Source organism: Halomonas fontilapidosi (genome assembly GCF_014192285.1).
Lineage (GTDB): Bacteria > Pseudomonadota > Gammaproteobacteria > Pseudomonadales > Halomonadaceae > Halomonas > Halomonas fontilapidosi.
Window position 1 is genome coordinate 116915 of record NZ_JACHXQ010000002.1, and the last position, 26989, is coordinate 143903.

Annotated in this window: 24 protein-coding genes and 1 pseudogene; 14 read left to right on the forward strand and 11 right to left on the reverse strand. The window is 63.8% G+C overall.

Going from position 1 to position 26989, the window contains the following annotated elements; genetic code table 11:
* Positions 1 to 63 precede the first annotated feature (63 nt).
* Positions 64 to 1356, forward strand: coding sequence for a glycerophosphodiester phosphodiesterase family protein (locus FHR95_RS04165; RefSeq protein ID WP_221199207.1), 1293 nt, complete (start codon positions 64 to 66; stop codon positions 1354 to 1356).
* 42 nt (positions 1357 to 1398) lie between these two features.
* Here the strand turns inward: FHR95_RS04165 and FHR95_RS04170 are convergent, their stop codons facing one another.
* A complete protein-coding gene (locus tag FHR95_RS04170; protein ID WP_183313480.1) occupies positions 1399 to 2304 on the reverse strand; it encodes a helix-turn-helix transcriptional regulator in 906 nt (301 codons plus the stop codon).
* 115 nt (positions 2305 to 2419) lie between these two features.
* Here FHR95_RS04170 and FHR95_RS04175 point away from each other — a divergent pair, with 115 nt between their 5' ends.
* The 3 genes from FHR95_RS04175 (at position 2420) to FHR95_RS04185 (ending at position 4713) form a co-directional block, all read left to right on the forward strand.
* Positions 2420 to 3124: an ABC transporter permease gene (locus FHR95_RS04175; protein ID WP_183313481.1), complete on the forward strand. Its 705-nt coding sequence runs from the start codon at positions 2420 to 2422 to the stop codon at positions 3122 to 3124.
* Positions 3121 to 3846 carry an ATP-binding cassette domain-containing protein gene (locus FHR95_RS04180; RefSeq protein ID WP_183313482.1) on the forward strand — a complete coding sequence of 242 codons (726 nt, stop codon included), beginning with the start codon at positions 3121 to 3123 and terminating at the stop codon, positions 3844 to 3846. The genes FHR95_RS04175 and FHR95_RS04180 overlap by 4 nt, the downstream gene beginning before the upstream one ends.
* Before the next feature lie 72 nt (positions 3847 to 3918).
* On the forward strand, positions 3919 to 4713 hold the full coding sequence (locus FHR95_RS04185) for an ABC transporter substrate-binding protein (protein WP_221199226.1): 795 nt from the start codon (positions 3919 to 3921) through the stop codon (positions 4711 to 4713).
* An 18-nt stretch (positions 4714 to 4731) separates the two neighbouring features.
* Here the strand turns inward: FHR95_RS04185 and FHR95_RS04190 are convergent, their stop codons facing one another.
* Positions 4732 to 5700 (reverse strand): LysR family transcriptional regulator, encoded by a 969-nt coding sequence (locus FHR95_RS04190; RefSeq protein WP_040187275.1) that lies wholly within the window; start codon positions 5698 to 5700, stop codon positions 4732 to 4734.
* A 126-nt stretch (positions 5701 to 5826) separates the two neighbouring features.
* Here FHR95_RS04190 and FHR95_RS04195 point away from each other — a divergent pair, with 126 nt between their 5' ends.
* The 6 genes from FHR95_RS04195 (at position 5827) to FHR95_RS04220 (ending at position 14308) form a co-directional block, all read left to right on the forward strand.
* Entirely contained in the window at positions 5827 to 6768 is a 942-nt protein-coding gene (locus FHR95_RS04195; RefSeq protein WP_183313484.1) for a sodium-dependent bicarbonate transport family permease, read from the forward strand.
* 279 nt (positions 6769 to 7047) lie between these two features.
* Positions 7048 to 8217, forward strand: coding sequence for an isovaleryl-CoA dehydrogenase (locus FHR95_RS04200; RefSeq protein ID WP_183313485.1), 1170 nt, complete (start codon positions 7048 to 7050; stop codon positions 8215 to 8217).
* 240 nt (positions 8218 to 8457) lie between these two features.
* Positions 8458 to 10065: a carboxyl transferase domain-containing protein gene (locus FHR95_RS04205; RefSeq protein WP_183313486.1), complete on the forward strand. Its 1608-nt coding sequence runs from the start codon at positions 8458 to 8460 to the stop codon at positions 10063 to 10065.
* A gap of 7 nt (positions 10066 to 10072) precedes the next feature.
* Complete coding sequence (locus FHR95_RS04210; protein WP_183313487.1) at positions 10073 to 10918, forward strand: enoyl-CoA hydratase-related protein; 846 nt, start codon at positions 10073 to 10075, stop codon at positions 10916 to 10918.
* A complete protein-coding gene (locus FHR95_RS04215; protein ID WP_183313488.1) occupies positions 10915 to 12948 on the forward strand; it encodes an acetyl/propionyl/methylcrotonyl-CoA carboxylase subunit alpha in 2034 nt (677 codons plus the stop codon). Before FHR95_RS04210 ends, FHR95_RS04215 begins: the two co-directional genes overlap by 4 nt.
* A gap of 460 nt (positions 12949 to 13408) precedes the next feature.
* Complete coding sequence (locus tag FHR95_RS04220) at positions 13409 to 14308, forward strand: hydroxymethylglutaryl-CoA lyase (RefSeq protein ID WP_183313489.1); 900 nt, start codon at positions 13409 to 13411, stop codon at positions 14306 to 14308.
* Between the two features lie 142 nt (positions 14309 to 14450).
* Here FHR95_RS04220 and FHR95_RS04225 read toward each other — a convergent pair whose 3' ends face one another.
* The 4 genes from FHR95_RS04225 to FHR95_RS04240 all read right to left on the reverse strand — a co-directional run bounded on the left by FHR95_RS04225 (position 14451) and on the right by FHR95_RS04240 (position 18161).
* On the reverse strand, positions 14451 to 15512 hold the full coding sequence (locus FHR95_RS04225; protein WP_183313490.1) for a hypothetical protein: 1062 nt from the start codon (positions 15510 to 15512) through the stop codon (positions 14451 to 14453).
* A 69-nt stretch (positions 15513 to 15581) separates the two neighbouring features.
* The gene (locus FHR95_RS04230; RefSeq protein WP_183313491.1) at positions 15582 to 16163 is read right to left on the reverse strand and encodes a hypothetical protein; all 582 of its coding nucleotides are present in this window, start codon (positions 16161 to 16163) and stop codon (positions 15582 to 15584) included.
* A gap of 180 nt (positions 16164 to 16343) precedes the next feature.
* Positions 16344 to 16805 carry a hypothetical protein gene (locus FHR95_RS04235; RefSeq protein WP_183313492.1) on the reverse strand — a complete coding sequence of 154 codons (462 nt, stop codon included), beginning with the start codon at positions 16803 to 16805 and terminating at the stop codon, positions 16344 to 16346.
* Positions 16806 to 16919: 114 nt separating this feature from the next.
* On the reverse strand, positions 16920 to 18161 hold the full coding sequence (locus tag FHR95_RS04240; RefSeq protein WP_183313493.1) for a PDDEXK family nuclease: 1242 nt from the start codon (positions 18159 to 18161) through the stop codon (positions 16920 to 16922).
* 226 nt (positions 18162 to 18387) lie between these two features.
* Here FHR95_RS04240 and FHR95_RS04245 point away from each other — a divergent pair, with 226 nt between their 5' ends.
* The 4 genes and pseudogenes from FHR95_RS04245 (at position 18388) to FHR95_RS04260 (ending at position 22055) form a co-directional block, all read left to right on the forward strand.
* On the forward strand, positions 18388 to 18786 hold the full coding sequence (locus tag FHR95_RS04245; RefSeq protein WP_183313494.1) for a phage integrase N-terminal SAM-like domain-containing protein: 399 nt from the start codon (positions 18388 to 18390) through the stop codon (positions 18784 to 18786).
* Positions 18787 to 18960: 174 nt separating this feature from the next.
* Positions 18961 to 19809 carry a deoxyribonuclease IV gene (nfo, locus tag FHR95_RS04250; RefSeq protein WP_183313495.1) on the forward strand — a complete coding sequence of 283 codons (849 nt, stop codon included), beginning with the start codon at positions 18961 to 18963 and terminating at the stop codon, positions 19807 to 19809.
* 173 nt (positions 19810 to 19982) lie between these two features.
* A pseudogene (locus FHR95_RS04255) lies at positions 19983 to 21601 on the forward strand (BCCT family transporter).
* Complete coding sequence (locus tag FHR95_RS04260) at positions 21573 to 22055, forward strand: universal stress protein (protein ID WP_183313496.1); 483 nt, start codon at positions 21573 to 21575, stop codon at positions 22053 to 22055. The pseudogene FHR95_RS04255 and the gene FHR95_RS04260 overlap by 29 nt, the downstream one beginning before the upstream one ends.
* A 247-nt stretch (positions 22056 to 22302) precedes the next feature.
* On the opposite strand, the gene FHR95_RS04265 is transcribed toward FHR95_RS04260, so the two are convergent.
* The 5 genes from FHR95_RS04265 to FHR95_RS04285 all read right to left on the reverse strand — a co-directional run bounded on the left by FHR95_RS04265 (position 22303) and on the right by FHR95_RS04285 (position 26945).
* Complete coding sequence (locus FHR95_RS04265; RefSeq protein ID WP_183313497.1) at positions 22303 to 22986, reverse strand: DNA-3-methyladenine glycosylase I; 684 nt, start codon at positions 22984 to 22986, stop codon at positions 22303 to 22305.
* Positions 22987 to 23054: 68 nt separating this feature from the next.
* Positions 23055 to 23561, reverse strand: coding sequence for a GNAT family N-acetyltransferase (locus FHR95_RS04270; protein ID WP_183313498.1), 507 nt, complete (start codon positions 23559 to 23561; stop codon positions 23055 to 23057).
* A 38-nt stretch (positions 23562 to 23599) separates the two neighbouring features.
* On the reverse strand, positions 23600 to 25468 hold the full coding sequence (locus FHR95_RS04275) for an ABC transporter ATP-binding protein (RefSeq protein WP_183313499.1): 1869 nt from the start codon (positions 25466 to 25468) through the stop codon (positions 23600 to 23602).
* Positions 25469 to 25533: 65 nt separating this feature from the next.
* Positions 25534 to 26406 carry a DMT family transporter gene (locus tag FHR95_RS04280; protein ID WP_183313500.1) on the reverse strand — a complete coding sequence of 291 codons (873 nt, stop codon included), beginning with the start codon at positions 26404 to 26406 and terminating at the stop codon, positions 25534 to 25536.
* Between the two features lie 56 nt (positions 26407 to 26462).
* Positions 26463 to 26945 (reverse strand): GNAT family N-acetyltransferase, encoded by a 483-nt coding sequence (locus tag FHR95_RS04285; RefSeq protein WP_183313501.1) that lies wholly within the window; start codon positions 26943 to 26945, stop codon positions 26463 to 26465.
* Positions 26946 to 26989 lie beyond the last annotated feature (44 nt).

Here is a 26989-nt window from a genome sequence, read left to right on the forward strand (position 1 = left end):
CCATCAGGCATGCTGAACGGGCTCGACTCCTACTTTCCGCTCAAGAAGAAATGCGAGGCCCCCATGAAGATACCCTCCCCGATGCTCACCCTTGCCAGCCTGGCAATGCTGCTGCTCGTTCCCGCCAGCGTCGCCGCGCAGGACGAGATCACCGCCGCCAGCAAGGTCACCCTCGGCCCCCGCCCGCTCTTCCTGGTCCAGGACATGGACGAGGAAACGCAGCGCTCACGCGAGCTCAAGGCCGAGCTCCTGCGCTGCGCCGCCGGCACCGACAGCTGGCAGCGCAGCGACTTCAGCATCGGCCACCGCGGCGCGCCCATGCAGTTCCCCGAGCACACCCGCGAGGCCTACCTGGCCGGCGCCCAAATGGGCGCCGGCATCCTCGAGTGCGACGTCACCTTCACCGCCGACCAGGAGCTCGTCTGCCGCCATTCGCAGTGCGACCTCCACTCCACCACCAATATCGTCGCCACCGAGCTGGCACAGAAGTGCAGCGTGCCACCGGCCTTCAACGAGGCGGGCGAATTGACCAATGCCGCGGATATCCAGTGCTGCACCAGCGATATCAGCCTGGCGGAATACCGCACCCTTCAGGGCAAGATGGAAGGCGCCAACACCGACGCCACGAGCGTCGAGGCGTATCTCGACGCCACCCCCGGCTGGCGCACGGACCTCTACAGCACGCGCGGCACGTTGATGACCCACGCCGAAAGCATCGAACTGTTCAAGGCGCTGGGCGTGAAGATGACCCCGGAACTCAAGGCGCCCAGCGTCGAGATGCCCTTCGAGGGCATGAGCCAGCACGACTACGCCCAGAAGATGATCGACGAGTACAAGGCCGCCAACGTGCCGGCCAGCGACGTCTGGGCCCAGTCGTTCAACCTGGACGACGTCCGCTACTGGATCGACAACGCCCCCGAGTTCGGTGGCCAGGCCGTCTACCTCGACGACCGCTATAGCCAGGAGGACTTCGACCACAGCGACCCGGCTACCTGGTCGCCGAGCATGGAGGAGCTGGCCGAGATGGACGTGCAGATCCTCGCGCCGCCGATGTGGATGCTGCTGGCGGCCAACCCTGACGCGGGTGACGACGAGAGCCGCATCGTGCCCTCCGTCTACGCCGAGCTCGCCAAGGCGGCCGGGCTCGACCTCATCGCCTGGACCTTCGAGCGCTCCGGCCCGCTGGCCAACGACGGCGAGTGGTACCACCGCACCACCGATGAGGTGATCGACAACGAAGGCGACAAGCTGCTCACGCTGGATGTGCTCGCCCGCGACGTCGGCATCATCGGCCTGTTCAGCGACTGGCCCGCCACCGTCACCTTCTACGACAACTGCATGAACCAGAAGAGCTGATCCCGCCGTCGGGCCGCCTCCCGCGCGGCCCGGCACCCTGCCTCACGCGTTGTAGACCACGCTCCCCAGCTCGCTGACATCATAGCCACCGAAGGCCTCGGCCCGCTCGACGAAGCGCGCCTCCCGCGCGAAGGCCAGCAGCCGCTGGATCGGCGGCTCGAAATAGCTGCGCCGCCGCAGAGCCAGGTCGAAGGACTCCTGGTGCAACGGCACGAAGGCCAGCCCCTGGCGGCGGGCCGCGGCCTCGACCCCGAGCCCGGCATCCGCCTCCCCCTGATGAATCGACAGGGCCAGGTCGTCCTCGTTGAGCGAGGGGTGGGGGCTGAAGGGCAGCCGGCCGACATCGATCCCCGCCCGCGCCAGCAGCCAGGTGAATAGCCGGTGGGCGCCGGCATCGGGCTGGCGATGGGCAAGGCGCACCGGGTTCGCGGCCAGATCCTCGAGCGAGCCGATGCCCAAGGGGTTGTCCGGCGCCAGCAGCAGTCCCTGACGACGCACCGCCCAGCGCACCATCACCAGGTCGCGCATGCCGGAAAGCCCCAGCGCCTCGGGCCGGTTGTAATCACCGCTGCGCGCGTCCAGCAGGTGCAGCCCCGCCACCATCGCCTCGCCGGCCAGCAGGCGCCGCACCCCGTCACCGCTGCCGTGGCAGAGCAGTGCCAGGCTCGCCCCGCTCTCGCGAACCGCCCACTCCAGCAGCGGGTCCTGGCTGCCGGCCAGCACCACGGGCACCGGCCGGCTGCTGGCCCGGTCTCCCTCCAGGTGGTTCATCAGCCAGAGATCGATGCTCTGCCGCGGGAAGAGCAGCTTGCCGGTGACGCGCACGCAGGGCATCTCCCCTTGGCGCACCAGGTCATAGACCTTGCGCTCCTTGAGCCGCAGATAATCGGCGACTTCGGCGGTGGTCAGGTAGGCAGGGGACACACTCCCTCGATCGGCCTCTCTCATGACGGGTCCTCGTGGCACGAACGTCGTTTTACTGTATGAGACTGCATGAATTACTGCGTTGGATGCGCCACTGCACATTAACGCACATGATGCAGGGAGTCCGCAGGAGACCGCGATGTCCGACGATGCCAATGCCTTCCAGACCGCCCTGGCCCTGATCCTGGGGCGTGATCCCGACCTGGTCGGGATCGTCATGCTGTCGCTGCAGGTCTCGCTCAGCGCCGTGCTGATCGCCGCGCTGATCGGCCTGCCGCTGGGCGCGGCTCTGGCGCTATGGCGTTTCCCCGGTCACGGCGTGATCGTGGTGATTCTCAATGCCCTGATGGGGCTGCCGCCGGTGGTGGCGGGGCTCAGCGTCTACCTGCTGCTCTCGCGCGCCGGGCCGCTGGGCGAACTGGGTCTGCTCTTCACCCCCGGGGCAATGATCATTGCCCAGATCATCCTGGTGCTGCCAATCATCGCCGCCCTGGCCCGTCAGCAGGTCGAGGAACTCTTCCAGGAGTACCGCGAGCAGCTCACCTCGCTGGGGCTCTCACGCCTGCGCATGATCCCCACCCTGCTCTGGGACGCCCGACTGGGCCTGGTCACCGTGGTGCTCGCCGGCTTCGGCCGGGCCAGCGCCGAGGTGGGGGCGGTGATGATCGTCGGCGGCAACATCGACGGCGTCACGCGGGTCATGACCACCGCCATCGTGCTGGAGACCAGCAAGGGCAACCTGCCTCTGGCATTGGGCCTGGGCCTGGTGCTGCTGTCGCTGGTGGCGCTGGTCAACGCCGGCGCCTACCTGATGAGCGAGACGGCCCGTCGGAGGCTGGGATGAACGATCTGAGCGGACGCCTAACCGCCGAGATCCCGAGCCTGGTGCTCGAGGGCGCAAGCTTCCTGCATCGCGGTCAAGTGCTGCTGTCGCCTCTCGACCTGCGCCTGACAGGCTGCTGCCGCACCCTGGTGATGGGCCCCAACGGCGCCGGCAAGAGCCTGCTGATGCGCCTTGCCCATGGCCTGCTCACTCCCAGCAAGGGGCGCGTCCACTGGGAGGGGCGCACCCCGCGCCAGGCCATGGTCTTCCAGCGGCCGGTGCTGCTCAGGCGCTCGGCGCTCGCCAACCTGAGCTATGCGCTGGCCGTCAATGGCACGCCACGCCGCCTCCGCAAGCCCCGCGCCCGCGAGGCGCTGGAGCGCTTCGGCCTGGCCACCCTGGAGAAGCGCCCGGCCCGCGTGCTCTCGGGAGGCGAGCAGCAGCGCCTGGCCCTGGCCCGGGCCTGGCTGCTCGACCCCGAGGTGCTGTTCCTGGATGAGCCCACCTCGGCGCTCGACCCCGCCGCCATCAAGGCGGTGGAAGACGCCGTTCAGGAGTTCCACCAGCGGGGAACGCGCATCGTGATGAGCAGCCACGACTTGCATCAGGCCCGACGCCTGGCCGATGACGTACTGTTCCTGTGCCGCGGCAAGGTGATCGAGCACGCCCCGGCCGAGACCTTTTTCACGGCCCCCGCCTCGTCCCAGGCGCGGGCTTTCATCCGGGGCGATCTGGTGCTCTAGCGGCGCCTGCGCCTCATCGCGTCAAGCAGCAACCAAAAGGAAGCAACCATGCAACACAAGGCACGTATCGCAATGACCGCCGTGAGCCTGCTGGGGCTGTCGATGGCGGCCCAGGCCCAGGATGGAGAGCGCCATATCACGCTGGCTTCGACTACCTCTACCGAAAACTCGGGGCTGTTCGACGCCATCATTCCGCAATTCACCGAAACGACCGGTATCGACGTACGCGTCGTCGCCGTGGGCACCGGCCAGGCCTTCGAGATCGCCCGTCGCGGCGACGCCGACAGCCTGCTGGTGCACGATACCGTCGGCGAAGAGCGCTTCGTGGAAGAGGGCTACGGCACCGAGCGGGCCGACGTGATGTACAACGACTTCGTCATCATCGGCCCCGACGGCGACCCGGCGGGCATCGCCGATGCCGAGACCGTGGCCGAGGCGCTTTCATTGATTGCCGAAGCCGAGGCGCCCTTCGCCTCGCGCGGCGACGACAGCGGCACCAACCGTGCCGAGCTGCGCCTGTGGGATTCGGCCGGCGTCGAGCCGGGCGGCGAATGGTATCGCGAGCTGGGCAGCGGCATGGGCCCGACGCTCAACACCGCCGCCGGCATGGACGCCTACGTGATGAGCGACCGCGCCACCTGGGTCGCCTTCGATAACCCGCGGGACCTCGAGCTGCTGTTCGAGGGGGATGATGCGCTGTTCAACCAGTACGGCAGCATCCTGATCTCCGCGGAGCGCCACCCCCACCTCAAGCACGACCTGGCCGAACAGTGGCACGCGTGGCTGCTCTCCGAGGAGGGCCAGCAGGCCATCGCCGACTTCGAGGTGAAGGGCCAGCAGCTGTTCTTCCCCAACGCCAAGCAATAACCCTTCGGTCCGGCTCCGTCAGCCTGCTGACGGGGCCGATCCCAATCCCGCCAGCAGCTCCTCGAGCTCGTTGCTAAGAAAACGCTGCTCGACACACTCGCTCAGGTGGCCGGCCGCGAAGCGCAGCAGCCCCAGCGCCGCGTGCGGCAGCCGTCGATCGCGGCGCACGATGAACTGCCAGTGGCTCTCGATGGGCAGCCCCGCCACCGGCAGGATCACCAGGTCCGAATGCTCCGGCGGCAGCACGTGCTCGGAGAGCACGGCGAGCCCCATCCGCGATGCCACGCCGACGCGGATCGCCTCGTTGCTGGCCATCTGCAGGGTCGGCCCCAGGGTCAGGCCCTGCTCCTGAAGCCAGCTCTCGAAGAGCATCCGCGTGGCCGAGCCGGGTTCGCGCAGCAGGAAGCGCTCGCCCAGCAGCTCGCTCATCGCCACCTGCTCACAGCCCGCCAGCGGATGGTCGCGCGGTGCCACGACCACCAGCGGATTGCGCAGGAAACGCCCGGCCCGCGCATGGGCCAGCGAGGGCGGATGGCTGAAGACGTAGAGGTCATCGTCCTGGCGCTCGAAGCGGGTCAGCACCTGCCGGCGGTTGCCAATATGCAGGGTCAGGTCGACCTCGGGAAAGGCCCGGCTGTAGGGGCCGAGCAGGCGTGGCAGCACGTACTGGGCGGTATTGACCAGGGCAATCGAACAGCGCCCTCGCTCGCCACCGCGCAGCGAGGCCAGGTAATCCTCGACGTCATCGAAGCGTACCAGCACCTCGCGGCTCGCCCGGTAGAGCTCGCCGCCCGCCTCGGTGGTCACCAGTCGCCCCTGGCGGCTCTCGAGCAGCGGCTCGCCTACCGTCTCGGCCAGGCGACGCAGCTGCTGGGAAACGGTGGGTTGTGTAAGGTGGAGACGGCGTGCCGCTTCGCTGATCGAGCCGGCACGCACCACGGCGACATAGACTTGCAACAGGCGAAAGGTCAGGTGTCGAATGTTCATCGTCGCGGTGCCCTCGGCCCATCATAGATAATCATCTATGGTGCATTGCGAAAGAGTTTATTGGAATCAATGCAACCGGCTTAGCAGAATGCCAGGCGTTTTTCCTCAACCATTAGAGACCTCCCGATGCCCGATATCGTGGTGATGTTCTTCCTGCTCGGCCTGCTGGCCGGGCTGGTGAAGTCCGACCTGACCATCCCCAAGGCCGCCTACGACACCCTCAGCCTGCTGCTGATGCTAACCATCGGCCTCAAGGGCGGCATGGCCCTCTACGGCAACCTGGACTGGTCGCTCGTGCCCGAACTGGCCGCGGTGGCGGCGCTTGGCGCGCTGATCCCGCTGGCCTTGATGCCGGTGTTGCGCCGCGTCGTCCGCCTCTCCGCCGCCGACAGCGCCAGCATTGCCGCCCACTACGGCTCGGTAAGCGCCGGTACCTTTGCCGTGGCGCTGGCCTTTGCCGAGAGCCGCGCCCTGCCGATCGGCGCCGAAGTCACCCTGTATCTCGTAATGATGGAGCTGCCGGCGATCATGGTCGCCATCGCGCTCTATCGCCGTCATGCAGGCAAGAACTCGGGGGAAGCGATGCAGGGCATCTGGCACGAAACGCTGACCAACCGCGGCGTGATCCTGCTGGCCGGCGGTGCGGTGATCGGCACCATGTATGGCCCCCAGGAGGGCGCCAACGTCACCGACCTCTTCACCGGTGCCTTCCACGCCGTGCTCGCCCTCTTCCTGCTGCAGATGGGCCTCACCGCGGCGGACACCCTGCGTCCGATTCCCTGGTTCCACTGGCGCCTGCTCACCTTTGCCCTGCTGGCCCCGCCGCTGCTGGCCACGGCCGGCCTGTCCGTCGGCCTGGTGCTGGGCCTGCCCCAGGGCTCGCTGCTGATCCTCACAGCGCTCGCCGCCAGTGCTTCCTACATCGCCGCCCCGGCCGCCATCCGCACGGCGATCCCCCAGGCCAATATCGGCCTGGCCATGCTGGCCTCGCTCGGCTTTACCTTCCCGCTCAACGTGATCATCGGCATACCGCTCTACCACCAGGTGATCACCTGGCTGGCGGGCTGAGTCACCGGGGGCAGCCGCGACGGCTGCCCCCGCTTGCGCCTCGCCCTTTACTCCTCGTCTCTCACCCCTAGCACCTCGCCCCTCGCCCCTCGCACCTCGCCCCTCGCACTTCGCACCTCGCACCTCTTCTACATTCGTCGAAGGCGCTGAAAGCTGCACTTTACGTTAACGTCAACCTCGCCTAGTCTTATCGCATCTGCCATATTGATGGCCAACTGTTTGACCCCGGCGCCGCGCCCGAACAATCGGCGCCTTACCTGACGAGAACGGGAGCCCGCCATGCACACGCCCTACAAGCCCCTCGACTTCGGCCACGACGACGAGCTGAACATGCTCCGCGACCAGGTCAACGCCTTCGCCCGCGACGAGATCGCCCCGCGCGCCGCTGAGATCGACGAAAAGAACGAATTCCCCAACGATCTCTGGCAGAAGTTCGGCGACATGGGTCTGCTCGGCATCACCGTCTCCGACGAGGATGGCGGTAGCGGCATGGGCTACCTGGCGCACTGCATCGCCGTGGAGGAGATCTCCCGGGCCAGCGCCTCCGTGGGCCTCTCCTACGGCGCGCACTCCAACCTCTGCGTCAACCAGCTCAAGATCAATGCCAGCGCCGAGCAGAAGGCCAAGTACCTGCCCAAGCTGATCAGCGGCGAACATGTCGGCGCGCTGGCCATGTCCGAGCCGGGCGCCGGCTCCGATGTGGTCTCGATGAAGCTGCGCGCGCGCAAGGAGGGTGACAAGTACATCCTCAACGGCAACAAGATGTGGATCACCAACGGCCCCGATGCCGACGTGCTGGTGGTCTACGCCAAGACCGACCCCGATGCCGGCTCCAAGGGCATCACCGCCTTCATCATCGAGAAGGGCATGCCCGGCTTCTCCACCGCCCAGAAGCTCGACAAGCTGGGCATGCGCGGCTCCAACACCTGTGAGCTGGTGTTCGAGGACTGCGAGGTGCCCGAGGAGAACATCCTCGGCGAGCTCAACCGTGGCGCCAAGGTGCTGATGAGCGGCCTGGACTACGAGCGCACCGTGCTCGCTGCCGGCCCCATCGGCATCATGCAGGCGGCCATGGACATCGTGGTGCCCTACGTCCACGAGCGTAAGCAGTTCAACCAGTCGATCGGCGAGTTCCAGCTGGTGCAGGGCAAGATTGCCGACATGTACACCACCCTGAACGCCTGCCGCGCCTACCTCTACGCGGTGGCCGCCGGCTGCGACCGCGGCCAGACCTCGCGCAAGGACGCCGCCGGCGTGATCCTCTACTGCGCGGAGAAGGCCACCCAGGTGGCGCTGGACGCCATCCAGCTGCTCGGCGGCAACGGCTACATCAACGAGTACCCCACCGGCCGCCTGCTGCGCGACGCCAAGCTCTACGAGATCGGCGCCGGCACCAGCGAGATCCGCCGCATGCTGATCGGTCGCGAGATCTTCAACGAATCAGCATGATCGGTGGCATCTCGCAGTAGGAGCCTTGCTTGCAAGGCGATGGCAACGGGGGCTTATCGCGCTGCAAGCAGCGCTCCTACAAGGCGCCAGAATTAGCCTGATAGACCACCGGGCCTGACCTGTAGGAGCACAGCTTGCTGCGCGAATGGCGCCGACAGGCGCCCCTGATGATCCACGCTATCGCGATCGTCTCCTACATTAGTCAGCAAGGCACTGGTAACGACATCCAAGGGATCCCAGATGAGCATCCTCCAGACCCAGATCAACTCGCGCAGCGACGTCTTTCAGGCCAACGACGTCGCCATGCGCCACGAGGTCGGCAAGCTGCGCGAGCTGACCGCGGCCATCGCCCAGGGCGGCGGCCAGAAGGCCCGCGAGCGCCACGAGTCGCGTGGCAAGCTGTTCGTGCGCGACCGCATCGACCACCTGATCGACGAGGGCTCACCCTTCCTCGAGTTCTCGTCGCTGGCCGCCCATGAGGTCTACGAGAGCGGCGTGCCGGCCGCCGGCGTGGTCACCGGCATCGGCCGGGTCTCCGGGGTGGAGTGCGTGATCGTCGCCAACGACGCCACGGTCAAGGGCGGCACCTACTTTCCGCTCACCGTGAAGAAACACCTGCGCGCCCAGGAGATCGCCCGCAAGCACCGCCTGCCGTGCATCTACCTGGTCGATTCCGGCGGCGCCTTCCTGCCCCGCCAGGACGAGGTCTTCCCGGATCGCGACCACTTCGGCCGCATCTTCTACAACCAGGCCACCCTCTCCGCCGAGGGCATCCCGCAGATCGCCGTGGTGATGGGCTCCTGCACCGCGGGCGGCGCCTACGTGCCGGCCATGGCCGACGAATCGATCATCGTCAAGGAGCAGGGCACCATCTTCCTGGGCGGCCCGCCTCTGGTGAAGGCCGCCACCGGCGAGAGCATCAGCGCCGAGGACCTGGGCGGTGCCGACGTGCACGCCAAGCAGAGCGGCGTGGCCGACCACTACGCCGAAAACGACGCCCACGCCCTGCAGCTGGCGCGCGGTTGCGTCTCGCGGCTCAACTGGCAGAAGCGCGGCCAGCTGAAGATGCAGGCGCCAAAGCCGCCGCGTCTCGACCCCAGCGAGCTCTACGGCATCGTCGGCACCGACCTCAAGAAGCCCTACGACGTACGCGAAGTGATCGGGCGCATCGTCGACGACTCCGACTTCGACGAGTTCAAGCGCTACTACGGCGACACCCTGGTGACCGGCTTTGCCCACATCCAGGGCTACCCGGTGGGCATCGTCGCCAACAACGGGGTGCTGTTCTCCGAATCCGCGGTCAAGGGCGCGCACTTCATCGAGCTGTGTGCCCAGCGCAAGATCCCGCTGATCTTCCTGCAGAACATCACCGGTTTCATGGTCGGCTCCAAGTACGAGCACGAGGGCATCGCCAAGCACGGCGCCAAGCTGGTCACCGCGGTGGCCTGCGCCAAGGTGCCCAAGTTCACCGTGCTGATCGGCGGCAGCTTCGGCGCCGGCAACTACGGCATGTGCGGCCGCGCCTACGATCCCAACCTGCTGTTCATGTGGCCGAATGCGCGCATCTCGGTGATGGGCGGCGAACAGGCCGCCGGCGTGCTCTCCCAGGTCAAGCGCGAGCAGTTCGAGCGCGAGGGCCGCGAGTGGACCGCGGAGGAAGAGGAGGCCTTCAAGGCACCCACCCGCGCGCAGTACGAGCACCAGGGTCACCCCTACTACGCCAGCGCCCGGCTGTGGGACGACGGCGTGATCGACCCGCTGCAGACCCGCGAGATCCTCGGCCTGTCGCTGGCCGCCGCCATGAATGCCGAAGTGGAAGAAACCCGCTTTGGCGTGTTCCGGATGTGAGGTCGAGATGACGCAGACATACTCCCGACTGACGATCGACGACCGCGGCGTGGCCTGGCTGACCCTGGAACGCCCGGACGTCCACAACGCGTTCGACGACCACCTGATCGCCGAGCTCAACGATCATCTGCGCCGGGTGGGCGAGCTCGCCCAGCGAGGCGAGGTGCGCGCGCTGGTGCTGGGCTCCGAGGGCAAGAGCTTCTCCGCTGGGGCGGACCTCAACTGGATGAAGCGCATGCTCGACTATGACTTCGAGGACAACCTCGCGGACTCTAGGGAGCTCTCGGCGCTGATGCACGGCCTGGACACCCTGCCCTGCCCCACCGTGTGCCGCGTGCAGGGCGCCGCCTTCGGCGGTGCCGTGGGCCTGGCCGCCTGCTGCGACATCGTGATCGCCTCCGAGAAGGCCAAGTTCTGCCTCTCCGAGGTGCGGATCGGCCTCTCGCCGGCGGTGATCAGCCCCTACGTGCAGCGCGCTGTGGGCTCCCGCCAGATGCGGCGCTACGCGCTGACCGCCGAGGTCATGGACGCCGCCACCGCCGAGACGCTGGGCCTGGCCCATCGGGTGGTCGCCGCCGAGGAGCTGGACAACGCCGTTACGGCCATGGTCGACACCCTGCTTGGCACCTCGCCCCAGGCCAGCCGGGCCACCAAGGCGCTGCTCGCCGAGGTGGCCCGGGAGCCCGACAGCAACACCACGCGCGATCATACCTGCCGGGTGATCAGCGAGCTGCGGGTCAGCCACGAAGGCCAGGAGGGCCTGGCGAGCTTCTTCGAGAAGCGCCGCCCCGCCTGGGCCCAAGGCCCCGCCGGAAACACTAGCGACACGACCGCCACGGAGCGACGCTCATGAGCCTCAATACCTTCGACACCCTGCTGGTCGCCAACCGCGGCGAGATTGCCTGCCGCGTGATGCGCACGGCGCGTGCCATGGGCCTGCGCACCGTCGCCGTCTACTCCGACGCCGACGCCAACGCCCGCCACGTCCGCGAGGCCGACGAGGCCATCCGCCTCGGCCCGGCCGCGGCCCGCGAGAGCTACCTCAAGGTCGACGCCGTGGTCGAGGCCGCGCGGCGCAGCGGCGCCGGCGCCATCCACCCCGGCTACGGCTTCCTCTCCGAAAACGGCGCCTTCGTCGAGGCGCTCGACCAGGCCGGCATCGTCTTCGTCGGCCCGCCCGCCTCGGCCATCGCCGCCATGGGCGACAAGTCCGCCGCCAAGGCGCGCATGGCCAACGCCGGCGTGCCGCTGGTGCCGGGCTACCACGGTGACGACCAGGACGACGCCCTGCTCAAGGCCGAGGCCGACAAGATCGGCTACCCGGTGCTGCTCAAGGCCAGCGCCGGCGGTGGCGGCAAGGGCATGCGCGTGGTGGAGTCCGCCGCCAACTTCCAGGCCGCCCTGGAGGGCTGCCGCCGCGAGTCCCAGGCCGCCTTCGGCGACCAGCGCATGCTGATCGAGAAGTACCTGACCCAGCCGCGCCACGTCGAGGTGCAGGTGTTCTGCGACAGCCTCGGCAACGGCGTCTATCTCTTCGAGCGCGACTGCTCCGTGCAGCGCCGCCACCAGAAGGTGCTGGAAGAGGCCCCGGCCCCGGGCATGACCGCCGCGCTGCGCCGCGAGATGGGCGAGGCCGCGGTGCGCGCCGCCAAGGAGATCGGCTACGTGGGCGCCGGTACCGTGGAGTTCCTGCTGGACATCGATGGGTCGTTCTTCTTCATGGAGATGAACACCCGCCTGCAGGTAGAGCACCCGGTCACCGAGATGATCACCGGCCAGGACCTGGTCGAATGGCAGCTGCGCGTGGCCATGGGCGAGGCGCTTCCCCTCGACCAGGACGAGCTGACCATCACCGGCCACAGCTTCGAGGCCCGGCTCTACGCCGAGGACCCCGAGCAGGACTTCCTGCCTGCCACCGGCACCCTGACCCGCTTCGCCATGGACCTGGAAGGCGCCGGCCTGGACCCGGAACGCGTTCGTCTGGACAGCGGCGTGGAGACCGGCGATGCCGTCTCCATGCACTACGACCCGATGCTCGCCAAGCTGATTGTTCACGGCAACGACCGCACCCAGGCGCTGGCCACCCTCAACCGGGCGCTGGCGGCGCTGGACGTGCAGGGCGTGGTCACCAACCGCGCCTTCCTGCAGCGGCTGGCCACCCACCCTGCCTTCCGTGACGCGGAGCTCGATACGCGCTTTATCGAGAAGCACGAGGAGACCCTCTTCGCGCCGCGCCGCTACAGCACCGAGGAGTATGCCGGGGCCGCCCTGGTGGGCCTTAACCAGCTCTCCCGCGAGTGCGAGAGCGACTCGCCCTGGGACCGCCACGACGGCTTCCGCGTCAACGCCCCGCGCACCATCCGCATCGCCCTGTGCGACCCGGCCCATGCCCAGGACGATGACGACTCCGAGGCCGTGGTGGTGGTCGAAGGCACTCGCGCCGACAACAGTGGCCCCTGGCACCTGACCATCGGCGGCGAAACGCTCACCGCGCGCCTCGACCCGCTGGCCGGCGACGCCGTGGCCATGACCCTGGACGGCCACCGCCGCCGCCTGCAGGCGCGTCGCGACGGCAACGTGGTGGTGATGGTCGACCCGCGCGGCGAGACCCGCCTGTTCTGGCGGCGCATCGACGCCATCGACCACGGCCACCACGAGGCCGAATCCACCCTCACCGCGCCCATGCACGGCACCGTGGTAGCGCTGCTGGTGGAACCCGGCCAGAAGGTGGAAAAGGGCATGCCGCTGATGGTCATGGAAGCCATGAAGATGGAACACACCATGTCCGCCCCCGCCGACGGCCATGTGGCCAGCTTCCACTTCCACGCCGGTGATACCGTCGGCCAAGGCGACGTGCTGCTCGAGTTCGCCCCGGAGGAGTAATCTGGGATTCACGGCAGCGCTGCCCTTCGTGGGAGCGCTGCTTGCAGCGCGATGATGGGAGCTACCTTGTGGAGCACGGCTCTCAGCGCAACGGCGCTGCCCTACGTGGGAGCGCTGCTTGCAGCGCGATGATGGGGGCTCCCTTCTGGAGCGCCGCTCCCAGCGCAACGGCGCTGCCCTTAGTAGGAGCGCTGCTGGCAGCGCGATAGGAGGCCGCAGGCCTCCCCTGCCAGAGACAGGCACCATCACGGGCCATACGTTTCGGCAGGGAGCTGCCACTGCGGGCCAAAGCCCCGTGGGTCAGACCCCGGCGGCGGCCGGCCCCAACGGCAACGACCACCGAAACACGCCACACGGCGTGGCGGGGTCTGACCCGGAGGGGCCAGCCACCTAAGCTCAAATAGCCAAGATCCTGGCCGGGGCACGCCCCCGCCGGGCCGATAAGGATGGGAGACAACCGATGGCATTCCCGAAACACGTGCGCCTGGTCGAGGTCGGCCCGCGCGACGGGCTTCAGAACGAGCCCGAGCCGATCAGCACCACCACCAAGCTCGAGCTCATCGAGCGCCTCGGCGCGGCGGGCATCAGCTACATCGAGGCGGCCAGCTTCGTCTCGCCCAAGTGGGTGCCGCAGATGGCCGACCATCAGCAGGTGATGAAGAACATCGCCCGCCTGGATGGCGTCACCTATGCCGCCCTCACCCCCAACCTCAAGGGGCTGGAAGGCGCGCTGGAGTGCGGCGTCGAGGAAGTGGCGGTGTTCGGTGCCGCCTCCGAGGCCTTCTCGCAGAAGAACATCAACTGCTCCGTGGCCGAGTCCCTGGCCCGCTTCGAACCGGTGCTCGAGCGTGCAAACGAAGCCGGCGTGCAGGTGCGCGGCTACGTCTCCTGCGTACTGGGTTGCCCCTACGAGGGCGAGATCGCCCCGGCCAAGGTGGCGGAGGTCTCCAAGGCGCTGTATGACATGGGCTGCTACGAGGTCTCGCTGGGCGACACCATCGGCACCGGCACCCCGCTCAAGGCCAAGCGCATGATCGAGGCCGTGAGCCGCGACGTCCCCATGGACAAGCTCGCCGCCCACTTCCACGACACCTACGGCCAGGCGCTCGCCAACCTCTACGCTGTAATGGAGGAAGGCATCGCCGTGGTCGACAGCTCCGTGGCGGGCCTCGGCGGCTGCCCCTATGCCAAGGGCGCCTCCGGCAACGTGGCCAGTGAAGACGTGGTCTACCTGCTCGATGGCCTCGGCATCGAGACGGGCATCGATCTGAACGCCCTCGCCGCCACCGGCACCTGGATCACCCAGGCCATCGGCCGGCCCAACCGCTCCAAGGTCGGTGTAGCGTTGGCCGCACAGTAACGCTTCTTCCGGAACGAAAAGCCCCGAGCCAGGTGACTGACTCGGGGCTTTGTTTGTGGGCAGTTGAACGTTTAAATAACCGGCGTCACGAAGTTGCGGAGCGAGGAACGAGCGGAGCAGCTTTGTGACGTCCGAGTTAATTTTATTGTTGTGCATTTTTGTCTTTTTTTAGATTCAGTGCCATGTCAATAAATGGGGAAATAGATTTGCCCAATATTGCCATTCCTGCATCATGGACAGCCTCTAACTTATATTTTCCCTGCGCAGCTCCGTTCAACGCATAGTCTTGGCCTTCAATGGTTACAATACACCAATGATCATCTCGACATTCAATGATTACTTCCTCATGGTAAAAAGGCCAGTCTCCTTCAAATTCATCTTTTCTGATATGCTGATGAGCATAATTATTATTAAATTTTATGTCAATTTCGTCTTTGATGTTTCGTTTGTGTGGTTTCTTCGAGTTAGTTTTATACCTTGTAGTTGTTTCTCTGTAATTCTTTGTTCCGAGCTCTTCATCTCTTAACATAATAAATGGGTGGTATACAGATGAATACTGTAATGCGATTGCACCTAGTTTTCCCATTGTGAACTGCCTACCAATACTTCTAACAAACTTTTCTAATATAATTATTATGCGTCTCTGAATAGTATTGATTACCTCTTTGTGAAGCTCAATATTCTCAATTTTTTTCATTAAATTTGGGTCAGAAGTCAAAATTCCACTCTCATACTCTTCCCAAAGAGATTTTACATTTATACTTGGCTTTTTGTTAGCAGTAACCACGTCAAAATTATGGTATCTCGCAAATTTACCAAACTCAGACAATAAATAGATGAGTCGGTCTAATTCTGTACTATTTCTCAGAAAATCATGGTCTTCTTTTAGGACAGGTATGTCATTTGTTTTAAAGTGGGAACTCAAAATGTTTTTTTTCAATTCCCCTAAATCATGGCCATTACTACCACCACATTTTTTTAACTCCATGAATTCTGGATATTTCCCTGTTGTCTCATGAACTCCAAAACAAATATGACACTTCATTAGCCTTTCAAAACCACTCGACAATAACTGGAAAGGCAGATGATAAAAATCGTTCTCAACATCCATATTTTGAAATTCACCAAATCCAATTTCAATAAGTTTGAATGATGTTAACAATTCATCGTATAGGTGAAGATTCTTTATTACATTCTCATTCATTTATTTTCCTCTGCACAACGCTGAGTGCTGGGTGTCCGAGTGAGCGCAGTGAACGGCTTGAACGTCTTGTTATGCGCCCAATACTCGCCACAACAATGCGCCTACTGCGACGAATGCTAGCAGATACGGAACGAAGAGGTCTGAATACGCTTTATCAGCCAATATTACTTTCACCCACGCACTAGCTTTCATTCTTTCGTACGAAAATACAGGTATGCGGTGGGCCTCCCGATCTGGGTTGAAATCGCCCTTCGGATTCGCGACTCGAAGCACCAACTCGCGCGCCCAAAAATGCCCACCTATGTGCTCCTCGACAGGAATCGGCACAAATTCCTTTTTGTCGTCTTCATCCGCGAACTCTTGCCACCCTTCAGCGTGTGCCACTCCAGACTCTTCCTTGAATTTCTTTACTCGAGGATCAACGAACTCTCGATAGATTTTAGAACTCTCCAAGGTTTCTTGGACGAGTTTCCTAAACTCATCATGTTCCGGCTTTACGTAAAGCCAATATCGCCACAGCAAATAGGCCAAAGCGAGGTACCCCAACGAAATAAGAAGTTCCGGATTCTCTAGCGATACACCGCCATTGATAAACGAAACTTCCTTGACTTGGCCTCCCGCGATTTCAAAAACGATGAGCCCAAGCGACATCGCAATAAGGTTTCTCCGCTGCCGATGAAGTTCTAGGTCCATAGTGATGTCAACGTTCCAAATTTACGCATAACGCCTACGCTCAGCTGTGCCGCAACCGCGCAGCGGTTAAGGCGGCAGCTGAAGCGTATTGTTGGCCGTGCACCAAGGTACCACAGAACCTCCTGACCATATGTCCCGCTATAGCGCCCTTGCTAATGTGAATACGCCTAATAAGAAGAACACAAAAGACGCCACTACGAACGTGTAGCATAGGCCGTGATACCAGGTTTTTCCGTATCTTTCCGGCTCATTCACGAAGGGGTGAACGGCTTGCACCCAATCAATTGCTGCAATCGCATCCTCAAGGACTTTTCTTTTACGGTGCATGATCTTGGAGTACAACTGCCACTGGAACCAGCTTGCAAAAAGGACACAGATTACGCCTAAGGCAAAGAGGACCATCGGCAGCCGCACAAACTGGGTTGGGTCACCAGCCTGCACTGCTTCCCTAACAAAAAGAAGTGAGGCTGCCATCACAGCAGCATTGAGCGACAGAACTAACTTAATCGGAAACTGTAGCGCCGTTGCGGTCTGGGCCGCGTAGAATTCGTGTTGACGCGTGTACACTTCGAATGTAACTCGCTTATGGTCTTCGCACATGCCGGTTTACTCACGGTAACGGTTCTCGACGGCCAACGCTTGGCACACGTGCCGGTTTGGAGCCGCAGCGCGGCGGAAAAGCGGTCACCGTGCTGCCACTTGTTATAAGCCACCTCATCGAGGCAAGTGAAATGCCTGAACGGCAACATGCACTTCTCGATTGGGATCGTCGTTGATGTGGAACCTGAACTGATACCAGCCTTCACCTGCCTCCTTTACGAAACCCAAGTGGTTGGGATGCTCCGAGGTGACTTCACGAATAGTTTCAAGCACCGGGGTGAATTCTTTGTTGGGAACGAACATCACCACAGCCGCCTTTGAATCCCGCCACGTTAGGTACGACAAGAGTTGAGTTATAGTTTCAAGGTAGCCTTTCTTTCCATGCCAATATTTTAGCTCAGCAACAAACACATTCGAGTTCTCATGGCGAAGAAGAATATCTGTTTTTCCCTTCTTATTGAAAGTTTCTCCTGTCGCCGAGCCCTCAAAATTAGGCTCTAAAATCAGCAATATATGGTCCCGAAGATGTTCTTCCTCCTTGTCGGTATAAGTACTTGGTAAGCGTTCAAACTGCTTCCCCACATCGTGGATGATTTTGAGAATCTGACGATAGATTTCATCATCGAGCGTTGGTTCAGGCTTGTAGCCTTTAGCAGAAACATCAGGCTTAGGCTTGCTTGTTATGGCTGGAGTTCTTTTGGCTGGAACGGAAAACGTTCGTGGCGTGCCAGTTGCCTTCCGCACTGGAATGCCCAACGATGAGATTACGTCGTGCTTCTTGAGCAATTGCGCTTTACGGGCATCAAACGCCTGGCTTAGCTGGGCCTCCAAGGACCCGTTGAACCTAACCAAGTCTTTTGTAAGGTGCTGATTTTGCGAGGCCAGCTGAGAGACGACATTGTCTGCCTCTCGCTTAATGGCATCAGCTTCTTGGTTGAAGTTGATGATCTCAAACTGGATTTCTTGACCAGAAACCATGATCCGGGGGGATGACATGCTATAGGTGCTCGCACGAACCTTGAGAAGCTGAGCATCACCCGAAAACGGAAGGTGAAACGTGTACACATCTTTTGGGTAAGACTGGCCATCATCAACAAAGTACGACCGCGGATGCCACTCAGCCGGGATCATTCGCTCTTCTACTGATACCGTCAGCTCGTCTCCACAAATTTCCAATGGCGGTATGGAATACTCAGAAACCAAATGTTCGAGGTACTCGGCCTTGTTGACATTCAAGATGTAGTCATCGACTTGGTCCTTGATTGCCTGAAGCGCTTGACTCTTTCGATTCTCGAGCACTCTGAATCCGTCCAACTCTGAGAACGCCACAAATTCATTGCGCCCGTAACGACTCATATAAACTCCGGTTGCTTATAACAGGTATTAGACAGCGCGCTCGTTTATTGACTTGAATGAGCATGCGCGTTCAACAATCTTATCAGCGCAACCTTTTTTCAGCTAACCCTGTGATTTCATGATACCCAAAGGAAAGCTTGGCCACCTATACAGAATTCGCGAGCTTGCGCGTTTTGCCAGCACCAATAATACTGTATGCATATCCATGCATCGAGAGGGAGGCCTCATGGAGACGCAGCGCAGGCCGCCGAAGCTGATGGACCGGGTCAAGGCCACCCTGCGGGTGAAACGCTACAGCCCGCGCACCGAGAAGACCTACTGCTACTGGATTCGCGATTTCATTCGTTTCCACGGCGTACGGCATCCCGCCAGCATGGGAGGCGCCGAGATACGCGCCTTTCTGGAATATCTGGCAGTGGAGCGCCTGGCGGCGGCGGCCACTCGGAATCAGGCGCTGAATGCCCTCGTGTTTCTGTATCGTCGCGTTCTTTATCAACCCTTGGGAGATATCGGAGGATTCTCGCGAGCCAGGCGGCCGCGACATCATCCCGCCGTCTTGTTTCATAAGGCAGTGGTGGGAAAGATTCAGCCACGCTACCGCCCCTACCTGGGCATGTGGCGATGACCTCCGCCATCCATGCGATAGTCCCTGCGTGCCGCGCTATGCCACTCTCGAGGGCGCCGTATTGCAGCCTTGGCGCTTGAGCCTATGCGAGGCCTGGCGGGGTTGCAAAGTCGAGTTTGGTTGTCGCGGTGCTATGGTAGGGCCTTACCAACGCCATGATGGAAGGAATCCCCCGTGAAATACCTCGGAGCCCATGTCAGTGCCGCCGGCGGCCCCGACCAGGCGGTGTTGCGCGCCGTGGAGATCGGCGCCGATGCCTTCGCCCTGTTCACCAAGAACCAGCGCCAGTGGAACGCCAAGCCGCTGACCGACGAGGCCATCGAGGCCTTCCGCACGGCCTGCGATAAACACGGCTTCGGCCCGGGGCAGATCCTTCCCCACGACAGCTACCTGATCAACCTCGGCCACCCGGAGCGCGCCGGGCTCGAGAAATCCCGCGCGGCCTTTCTCGACGAGTTCCAGCGCTGCGAGCAGCTCGGCCTCACCCTGCTCAACTTTCACCCCGGCAGCCACCTGAAGAAGATCAGCGAAGCCGAGTGCCTCACCCGCATCGCCGACTCCATCAACCAGGTGCTCGCCGAGACCCGCGGCGTGACCGCGGTGATCGAGAACACCGCCGGCCAGGGCACCAACCTGGGTTGGCGCTTCGAGCACCTGGCCGAGATCATCGACCAGGTCGAGGACAGATCGCGGGTCGGGGTCTGCATCGATACCTGCCACGCCTTCGCCGCGGGCTACGACCTACGCACACCAGAGGCCACCACCGCCACGCTGGATGAATTCGACAAGGTGGTGGGCTTGGCATACCTGCGCGGCATGCACCTGAACGATGCCAAGAGCGCATTTGCCAGCCGCGTCGATCGTCATCACAGCCTGGGCCAGGGCAACATCGGGCTGGACGCCTTCACCACCCTCATGCGCGACCCGCGTATCGATGAGATCCCCATGGTGCTGGAAACCGTCGAGCCGGCGATCTGGGCCGAGGAGATCGCCTGGCTGCGCGCTCAGGTCACCACCACCTGAGTAACGCCGCAAGCTAACGCCGCCCTGCCCTGGCGCGCGCCCTCAGTCGGGCCTATCGCGCCCGGATGCCGGATCGCCCCGCGCCCCGAGGGCCGCCTGCCTGCAGCCGCCCATTGGCTATGGTAGCGTGAAGGTTCCCCCCATTGGCCCTTTCCAACGCAACGGAGGCGCGTGTGCTGACATGGCTGCAACGTCGGCTAGGATTGCAGACCATACCAGGAGTCTTCTTCACCTCGGCGGGCATAGCGGCACTATTTGTCGCCATCGCGATTCCCTTTGACGAGGCCGTCGCCACCCATTTCGGCCAGCTCACCGGCTGGGTCGCCGCCAACCTCGGCTGGTTCTACATTCTGGCGGTCAGCGCGCTGCTGGTCTTCCTGCTCGGCCTGGCAGTAAGCCGCTATGGCAATATCCGCCTGGGCGACGACGACAGCCGCCCCGATTACTCCAACCTTACCTGGTTCACCATGCTGTTCGCCGCCGGCATCGGTACCATCCTGATGTTCTGGGGTGTGGCGGAGCCGATTTCCCACTTCGCCCATCCGCCCTTCGATGGCGTCACGCCAGGCTCGGAGCGCGCGGCCAGCGATGCCATGACCCTCGCGCTGTATCACTTCGGCCTGCACACCTGGACCATTTTCGCCATGCCGGGCTTGGCGATCGGCTACTTTGCCTACCGCCACCATCTCCCCATGCGCATCAGCAGCCTGTTATACCCCCTTCTGGGCGAACGCGCCTTTGGGCCCTGGGGCTGGGCCATCGATGTGATCGCCGTGCTGGGCACGCTGTTCGGGGTCGCCACCTCGCTGGGGCTGGGCACGCTGCGTTGAACAGCGGCCTGAACTATCTGGTAGGCGCGCCCACCAGCCCACTGGTCCAGGTCGGCCTGATCGCCGTCATCACCGGCATCGCCGCTACCTCGGTCGCCCTCGGGCTGGACAAGGGCGTTCGCCGCCTCTCCCAGGTCAATATCGTCCTGGCCATGCTACTGCTGGCGTTCGTGGGGCTTGTCGGCCCCACGGTGTTCATTGCCGAGGGCATGGTGCAGAGCGTGGGCGACTACCTCAGCGCCCTGCCCTGGCTGGCCTTCTGGACCGAAACCTACAAGGAGACCGACTGGCAGCGGCAGTGGACCCTGTTCTACTGGGCCTGGACCATTTCCTGGGCGCCCTATGTCGGCCTCTTCATTGCCCGCATTTCGCGGGGACGCACCATTCGCGAGTTCGTGGGCGGCGTGCTGTTTGCCCCCACGGCCTTCACGCTGGTGTGGTTCGGCATCTTCGGGCTCTCGGCCATCCAGGGGGAAATGAGCGGGCAGCTGTCGCTGGCGGACCAGGTGCAGCAGGACCCCTCGGTGGCCATCTTCGCCTTCCTGGAAGGCTTTCCGCTGACGAGTGTGGCCTCGGCCTTGAGCGTGGTCATCATTGTGATCTTCTTTACCACGTCGTCGGATTCCGCCTCGCTGGTGATCGATCTGTTGACCCGGCGCGATGATCAGCCTTCGCTGGTACGCCAGCGCATTTTCTGGGCCGTCGCGCAGGGCGGCATTGCCGCCACGCTGTTGCTGGCCGGCGGCCTGGATGCCCTGCAGAATGTGATCACCGCCCTGGGGCTTCCCTTCTGCATTCTGCTGGTGTTCATGGGTATCGCACTGCTTCGGGCGCTGCGGGCAGACTATCGCGGCTTCAGCGTCGACGAGCTCGTTCAGGGCAGGGCCTTTCCCGAGGTGGAGGGCTCCGCTACGCCGAAACAGGAGACCGCTGATGTATCAGAAACTATTGCTCGCCATTGACCCGGAAGACGATGGCGAGGGCAAGTGCGCCATCGCGGCGGCCGTGGAGCTGCTTGCCGACGACGGCGAGCTCCACCTGGCCAGCGTCTTCCACCCCGGCGGCGGCGGCTTTTTCCCCCATGTGACCGACGAGGCACCGCAGGAGAAGGAAGCCGAAGTCCGCAAGACCCTGGATCTGCTGGTGCGCAAGTACCTGCCGATGGATCGCACCGCCACCCTGCATGCCTTGGCCGGCAATGCCGGCGAGAAGCTGGTGGGCCTGGCGGCGCAGCTCGGTGCCGACCTGATAATCCTGGTGTCCCGCGGCAGCAGCGGGCACTGGCCGCTGCGCCGTGCCACCGTGGAGTACGTGGCGGTGAACGCCCCGTGTCGGGTGCTGGTGCTACCGGCGATGGAAAAGCAACAGGATGGCGCTCAGGCCGACGAGGGGGCGAAACACGACGGGGGGCAGTAGCTAAGTCGCCCATACGCCCCAGGCGGTGCGGCTCTGCCTGGGCGGGGCGCGCTCGCGGGTGGCGCTGACCCAGGCCCTGAAAGTGGTGAAGGAGACCCTGCAGGCGCCCCCGCCGATCCCGTGGCGCACACTCTGAGTGCCGCCCAGCTCAAGGGCCGCCAGGAGGCCTTCGCGGACTACCGTCTGCGCGTGGCCGGGGTGCTCCGCGACTACGGCCAAGGATTGCTTACCGGCCTATCGCCATGGGCTAGACCCTGGGATTGATGGTCAAAGCGAGCATGGCCGAGAGATGGCACAGCGGCCTTCCTGACGCCTGCTGCAGCGCATTGAAGGCGTCCTGTACCCGCTGCTGGTCTCGCTGACTGGTAGGCGCCTGGTCAATGATGCCGGCGGCGACCAGGCGTGCCACCACATCGCTGGTCAGCAGGAACGTATCCTTGCCGACCAGGCGCAGGAAGCCGGCGGCGGAGCGTCCCCCCAGACGAGCGCCACGCTTCGCCAGTAGCCGCCACAGGCCGATGATGTCGGTACTCGGCCAATCGGCAATGAACTCGCCAAAGCTGCTCCCCCGCTCCTGGCGGATATCCAGGATGAATTGCGCGTTCCTGGGGATGGTCTGCAGCTTGGTTCGATGGCGAATGAGGCGATCATTCGTCATGAAGCCTTCGATCTGCTCCGGAGTGAGCAACACCATCTTCTCGGGCACAAACCCCCAGAAGGCGTCTTCGAAGGCAGGCCACCTGGCATCAACCACGGAATGCTGCATGCCGGCCCGAAACACCCGCCGACTCATGGCGGAAAGGTAGCGGTCATCCCCCAGCTGCTTGAGCTCGTCAGGCGTCAGCGCTCTGGGCAGGAAGGCCTCCATGGCGTCCTCGGATTCGAAACGATTGCGAACTGTGTCTTGGAGCCACCGGTAATCAAGTGCCATGCCTACCTCGTTCTGCCTGTGCCATCTCCGTCTTGTCCTCCATCAGCATGATGTGCCAATCCGCCGGTTCATGGCGCCAGCCACTTGTACATGATCAGGGCGTCGAGATAGCCGTTGACGGGATGGTGGAAGGCCTTGGGCAGGCGGCCTACCGTCTTGAAGCCAAGCCGGCTCCAGAGCCTTATGGCCCCTTCGTTGCTCGATGCCACGAAGTTGAACTGCATGGCCTTGTAGCCAAGTGCCCTTGCGACCTCCTGGGAGTGCTCGCACATCATGACGGCCAGGCCACGCCCCCTCGCCGCCGAGGCCACCATGTAGCCGCAGTTGCAGACGTGGTCGCCTGGGCCAGGCTGATTGGTCTTGAGGTAGTAGGTGCCGAGGATCTTGCCGGCCTCCTCGAGCACATAGGTCTTCCTCGGCGCCTCGAGCCATATCCCCTCTGCCTGCTCCCGGGTCACGTCACGCGGGTAGGCGTAGGTGTCGCCGGCGGCGGCGACCTCATGGAAGATCGGCCAGATCTGATCGAAGTCGTCCCTCCTGGCCTCTCGGATCGTTGCGGCTTCCCGATGGTTCATAACACCTCGCAAGACGGTGGGCACGGCTATTGCCGGCGCTACTGCTCCCCATCGATATCCTCGCCAATAAAGCCACCGGACTGGCGCCGCCACAGGGCGGCATAGAGGCCGTTTTTGGCCAGCAGCTCGCCGTGGGTGCCGCTCTCCACGATCTGGCCCTCGTCTAACACCACCAGGCGGTCGAGCATGGCGATGGTCGAAAGCCGGTGGGCAATGGCGATCACCGTCTTGCCCTCCATCAGCGTGTAGAGCTGCTCCTGAATCGCCGCCTCCACCTCGGAGTCCAGCGCCGAGGTGGCTTCATCCAGCACCAGGATGGGCGCGTTCTTCAGCAGCACCCGGGCGATGGCGATGCGCTGGCGCTGGCCGCCGGAGAGCTTGACGCCGCGCTCGCCTACATGGGCATCCAGGCCGCGGCGGCCCTGGAGGTCCACCAGGTCATCGATGAAGGTATCGGCATGGGCGCGACGCACCGCCTCCTGGATCTGTTCCTCGCTGGCCTGGGGGCTGCCGTAGCGGATGTTGTCGCGCACCGAGCGGTGCAGCAGCGAGGTGTCCTGGGTCACCATGCCGATATGCCGGCGCAGCGATTCCTGGGTCACCCCGGTGATCTCCTGGCCGTCGATCAGGATGCGCCCGCCCTCCAGATCGAAGAAGCGCAGCAGCAGGCTGGCCAGGGTCGACTTGCCGGCCCCGGAGCGGCCGATCAGGCCCACTTTCTCGCCGGGGGCGATGGTCAAGTCGAGGCCGTCGAAAACGCGCACGCCCTCCCCGTCGGGGCGCGCATAGCCGAAGCGCACGGCATCGAAGCGTATCTCGCCGCGCGGCACTGCCAGCGTCCTCGCATCGGGCGCGTCCTGGACCGCCGGCTCCTGGGCGATGGTGTTGAGGCCATCCTGTACCGTGCCGATATTCTCGAAGAGCCCGGCCACCTCCCAGAGAATCCAGTCGGACATGAAGCGGATGCGCATCACCAGGGCGATGGCCACAGCGATGATGCCCAGCGATACCGCTTCCAGGTACCAGGCGCCGATGGCCATGGCCGCTACCCCGGCCAACAGCAGGGAGTTGAGCACCGTCAGGCTGACGGTAAGGCCGGTGGCCAGGCGCATCTGGCGGTACACGGTGCCCATGAAGCCCTCCATGGCGTCCCGGGCATATTCCTGCTCGCGACGGGTATCGGCGAACAGCTTGATGGTCTGGATATTGCTGTAGCTGTCGACGATGCGCCCGGTCATTACCGCCCGGGCATCGGCCTGGGCCATGGAGACTGCCCGCAGGCGCGGCACGAAGACCCACATGATGGCGATATACCCCACCAGCCAGAGCACCAGCGGCAGCATCAGCCAGGGCTCGGCGCGGCCCATCAGCAGCATGGCGCCGGTGAAGTAGACGAGCACATAGACCATCAGGTCCATCAGCTTCATCACCGTCTCGCGCATCGCCAGGGCCGTCTGCATCACCTTCTGGGACACCCGCCCGGCGAACTCGTCCTGATAGAAGGCCAGGCTCTGGCCGAGCATATGGCGATGCGCCAGCCAGCGGCCGATCATCGGGTAGTTGCCGAAGATGCTCTGGTGGGTCACCAGCGCCTGCAGCAGGGTCAACAGCGGCAGGCCGACCACCACCAGCGCTGCCATGCCGGCCAGGCGCCAGCCATGCTCGGCGAAGAAACCCGCGCGCTCGGCACCGGATAGCCAGTCCACCAGCTCGCCCATGTAGCTAAAGAAGAGCACCTCCGCCGCCGAGACCAGCGCAGTCAGCAGCGACATCACGACCAGCAGCGGCAGCACCGGCCGCGAAAAGTGCAGGATGAAGGCGAACAACCCCCTGGGGGGTGTGCCCCGGTTGTCCTCGGGATAGGGGTTCACCAGGGTCTCGAAAGTGCGCAGGAGGGCGCGAAACATGGCAGCAATCCGGTTGCGAGGGGTGACTCGAGTTCGACATGCTCGAGATCGATCGGCCGATACGCTCAGCGGCTGCTGGAGACAACGCTCAACGCCGTCACCGTGAGCAGGATCAGGCCCATGCCCACCAGCTCGAGGCCGACCAGGCGCTCATCGAGCACCACGACGCCGAACAGCGAGGCCGTGACCGGTTCGATCATGGCTACGATGGCGGCCACGGCGGGGGCGGTATAGTTGAGCCCGACGACATAGAGGATGAACGATACGCCGGCGCCGAGCACGCCCAGCGTGACGAACAGCGGCCAGCTCGGGGTGCCCAACGCCGAGAGGGTCTGGCCGGTATCACCCAGCGGGAAAAGGATGAGCGAGAGTGCCGCGAAGGCGATGACGAGGATGGCCTGAGGGCTGCCATGGGGCGCAGCGTACTTGAAGCCGAAGATGAAGAGCGCATAGGAGAGCCCGGAAAGCAGCCCGGCGATGACGCCTAGGGGGGTCACCCCGCCCGGCTGGATGTCATAGATGCGCGTCAGCAGCACGATCCCCAGCATGACCATGGCAATCGCCGCCCACTTGAAGGGCGTTGGCCGTTCGAGCTTGAGGGAGAAGGAGACGAGAAACACGAACACCGGGGCGCAGTACATCAGCGTCGCCGCCACCGCGACGCTGCCCTCGGAGATGCTCACGAAGTAGAAGGTGAAGTTGCCGGCCACGCCCAGGCCGGCCATCACCGACCAACCCCATAGCCGAGGATTGGCCAGGCCGCTGCCGCCCGAGCGCAGCGCCAGCCAGGCGAGCACGAACACCAGGCCGATCGCGCCGCGGTAGAACGAGACCACGAGCGGGTTCCAGCCGTCGGCCATGAGCACGCCACCAATGCCCCCCGACAGGCCCCAGCAGAGTGCCGCCAGCATCACGAACAGCGTACTCAATTGCGCCATGAGCCCTCCTTACTTGCGGTGCCGGTAAGCCCGCGATGGTCTCAGCGGGCCGCGGTTCAGGAAAAGGGGCTGACGACGCGGCGCATGATGGTCACCGCCTCGCCGCGGTAGTCTCGCACCTCGATGTCGCGCCATCCCAGGCGGCGATATAGCGGCTGCTGATCTGGGGTATAGAGATAGCAATGCGCAACCCCATGGGCCTGCGCCTCGTCTTCCACGCGCTGGACCAGCCGCGAGGCGATGCCCCGGCTGCGCCACGCGGGCGGCACGAAGACCGAGGCCAGCCAGGGCGTCAGGTCGCGGCGGTCGCTCATGTCGTCGGCCACCAGGCTGGCGGTGCCCACCGGCGTATCGCCCTGCAGGGCGGCAAACACCGACGGCACGCCGCCCGCCCCACACTCCTCGCGCAGCACGGCAATGGCGGTCTCCAGGCCCCTGCCCGGGTGCAGATACCCCCAGGTCTCGTGGACCCACTGCGCCACGATGGGCACATGAGGCGAGTCACCGGCGAGGCGGGCAATGCGGATCCGTTCTGGCATCGAGGGGCCTCTTGTCGTTCTCCATGATGGCCGCTATTGCGGGC

Excerpts from the sequence above, each read along its gene's own strand:
- FHR95_RS04165 (WP_221199207.1), top strand. The coding sequence starts at position 64 with ATGAAGATACCCTCCCCGATGCTCACCCTTGCCAGCCTGGCAATGCTG.
- FHR95_RS04170 (WP_183313480.1), bottom strand. The coding sequence starts at position 2,304 with ATGAGAGAGGCCGATCGAGGGAGTGTGTCCCCTGCCTACCTGACCACC.
- FHR95_RS04175 (WP_183313481.1), top strand. The coding sequence starts at position 2,420 with ATGTCCGACGATGCCAATGCCTTCCAGACCGCCCTGGCCCTGATCCTG.
- FHR95_RS04180 (WP_183313482.1), top strand. The coding sequence starts at position 3,121 with ATGAACGATCTGAGCGGACGCCTAACCGCCGAGATCCCGAGCCTGGTG.
- FHR95_RS04185 (WP_221199226.1), top strand. The coding sequence starts at position 3,919 with ATGACCGCCGTGAGCCTGCTGGGGCTGTCGATGGCGGCCCAGGCCCAG.
- FHR95_RS04190 (WP_040187275.1), bottom strand. The coding sequence starts at position 5,700 with ATGAACATTCGACACCTGACCTTTCGCCTGTTGCAAGTCTATGTCGCC.
- FHR95_RS04195 (WP_183313484.1), top strand. The coding sequence starts at position 5,827 with ATGCCCGATATCGTGGTGATGTTCTTCCTGCTCGGCCTGCTGGCCGGG.
- FHR95_RS04200 (WP_183313485.1), top strand. The coding sequence starts at position 7,048 with ATGCACACGCCCTACAAGCCCCTCGACTTCGGCCACGACGACGAGCTG.
- FHR95_RS04205 (WP_183313486.1), top strand. The coding sequence starts at position 8,458 with ATGAGCATCCTCCAGACCCAGATCAACTCGCGCAGCGACGTCTTTCAG.
- FHR95_RS04210 (WP_183313487.1), top strand. The coding sequence starts at position 10,073 with ATGACGCAGACATACTCCCGACTGACGATCGACGACCGCGGCGTGGCC.
- FHR95_RS04215 (WP_183313488.1), top strand. The coding sequence starts at position 10,915 with ATGAGCCTCAATACCTTCGACACCCTGCTGGTCGCCAACCGCGGCGAG.
- FHR95_RS04220 (WP_183313489.1), top strand. The coding sequence starts at position 13,409 with ATGGCATTCCCGAAACACGTGCGCCTGGTCGAGGTCGGCCCGCGCGAC.
- FHR95_RS04225 (WP_183313490.1), bottom strand. The coding sequence starts at position 15,512 with ATGAATGAGAATGTAATAAAGAATCTTCACCTATACGATGAATTGTTA.
- FHR95_RS04230 (WP_183313491.1), bottom strand. The coding sequence starts at position 16,163 with ATGTCGCTTGGGCTCATCGTTTTTGAAATCGCGGGAGGCCAAGTCAAG.
- FHR95_RS04235 (WP_183313492.1), bottom strand. The coding sequence starts at position 16,805 with ATGTGCGAAGACCATAAGCGAGTTACATTCGAAGTGTACACGCGTCAA.
- FHR95_RS04240 (WP_183313493.1), bottom strand. The coding sequence starts at position 18,161 with ATGAGTCGTTACGGGCGCAATGAATTTGTGGCGTTCTCAGAGTTGGAC.
- FHR95_RS04245 (WP_183313494.1), top strand. The coding sequence starts at position 18,388 with ATGGAGACGCAGCGCAGGCCGCCGAAGCTGATGGACCGGGTCAAGGCC.
- FHR95_RS04260 (WP_183313496.1), top strand. The coding sequence starts at position 21,573 with ATGTATCAGAAACTATTGCTCGCCATTGACCCGGAAGACGATGGCGAG.
- FHR95_RS04265 (WP_183313497.1), bottom strand. The coding sequence starts at position 22,986 with ATGGCACTTGATTACCGGTGGCTCCAAGACACAGTTCGCAATCGTTTC.
- FHR95_RS04270 (WP_183313498.1), bottom strand. The coding sequence starts at position 23,561 with ATGAACCATCGGGAAGCCGCAACGATCCGAGAGGCCAGGAGGGACGAC.
- FHR95_RS04275 (WP_183313499.1), bottom strand. The coding sequence starts at position 25,468 with ATGTTTCGCGCCCTCCTGCGCACTTTCGAGACCCTGGTGAACCCCTAT.
- FHR95_RS04280 (WP_183313500.1), bottom strand. The coding sequence starts at position 26,406 with ATGGCGCAATTGAGTACGCTGTTCGTGATGCTGGCGGCACTCTGCTGG.
- FHR95_RS04285 (WP_183313501.1), bottom strand. The coding sequence starts at position 26,945 with ATGCCAGAACGGATCCGCATTGCCCGCCTCGCCGGTGACTCGCCTCAT.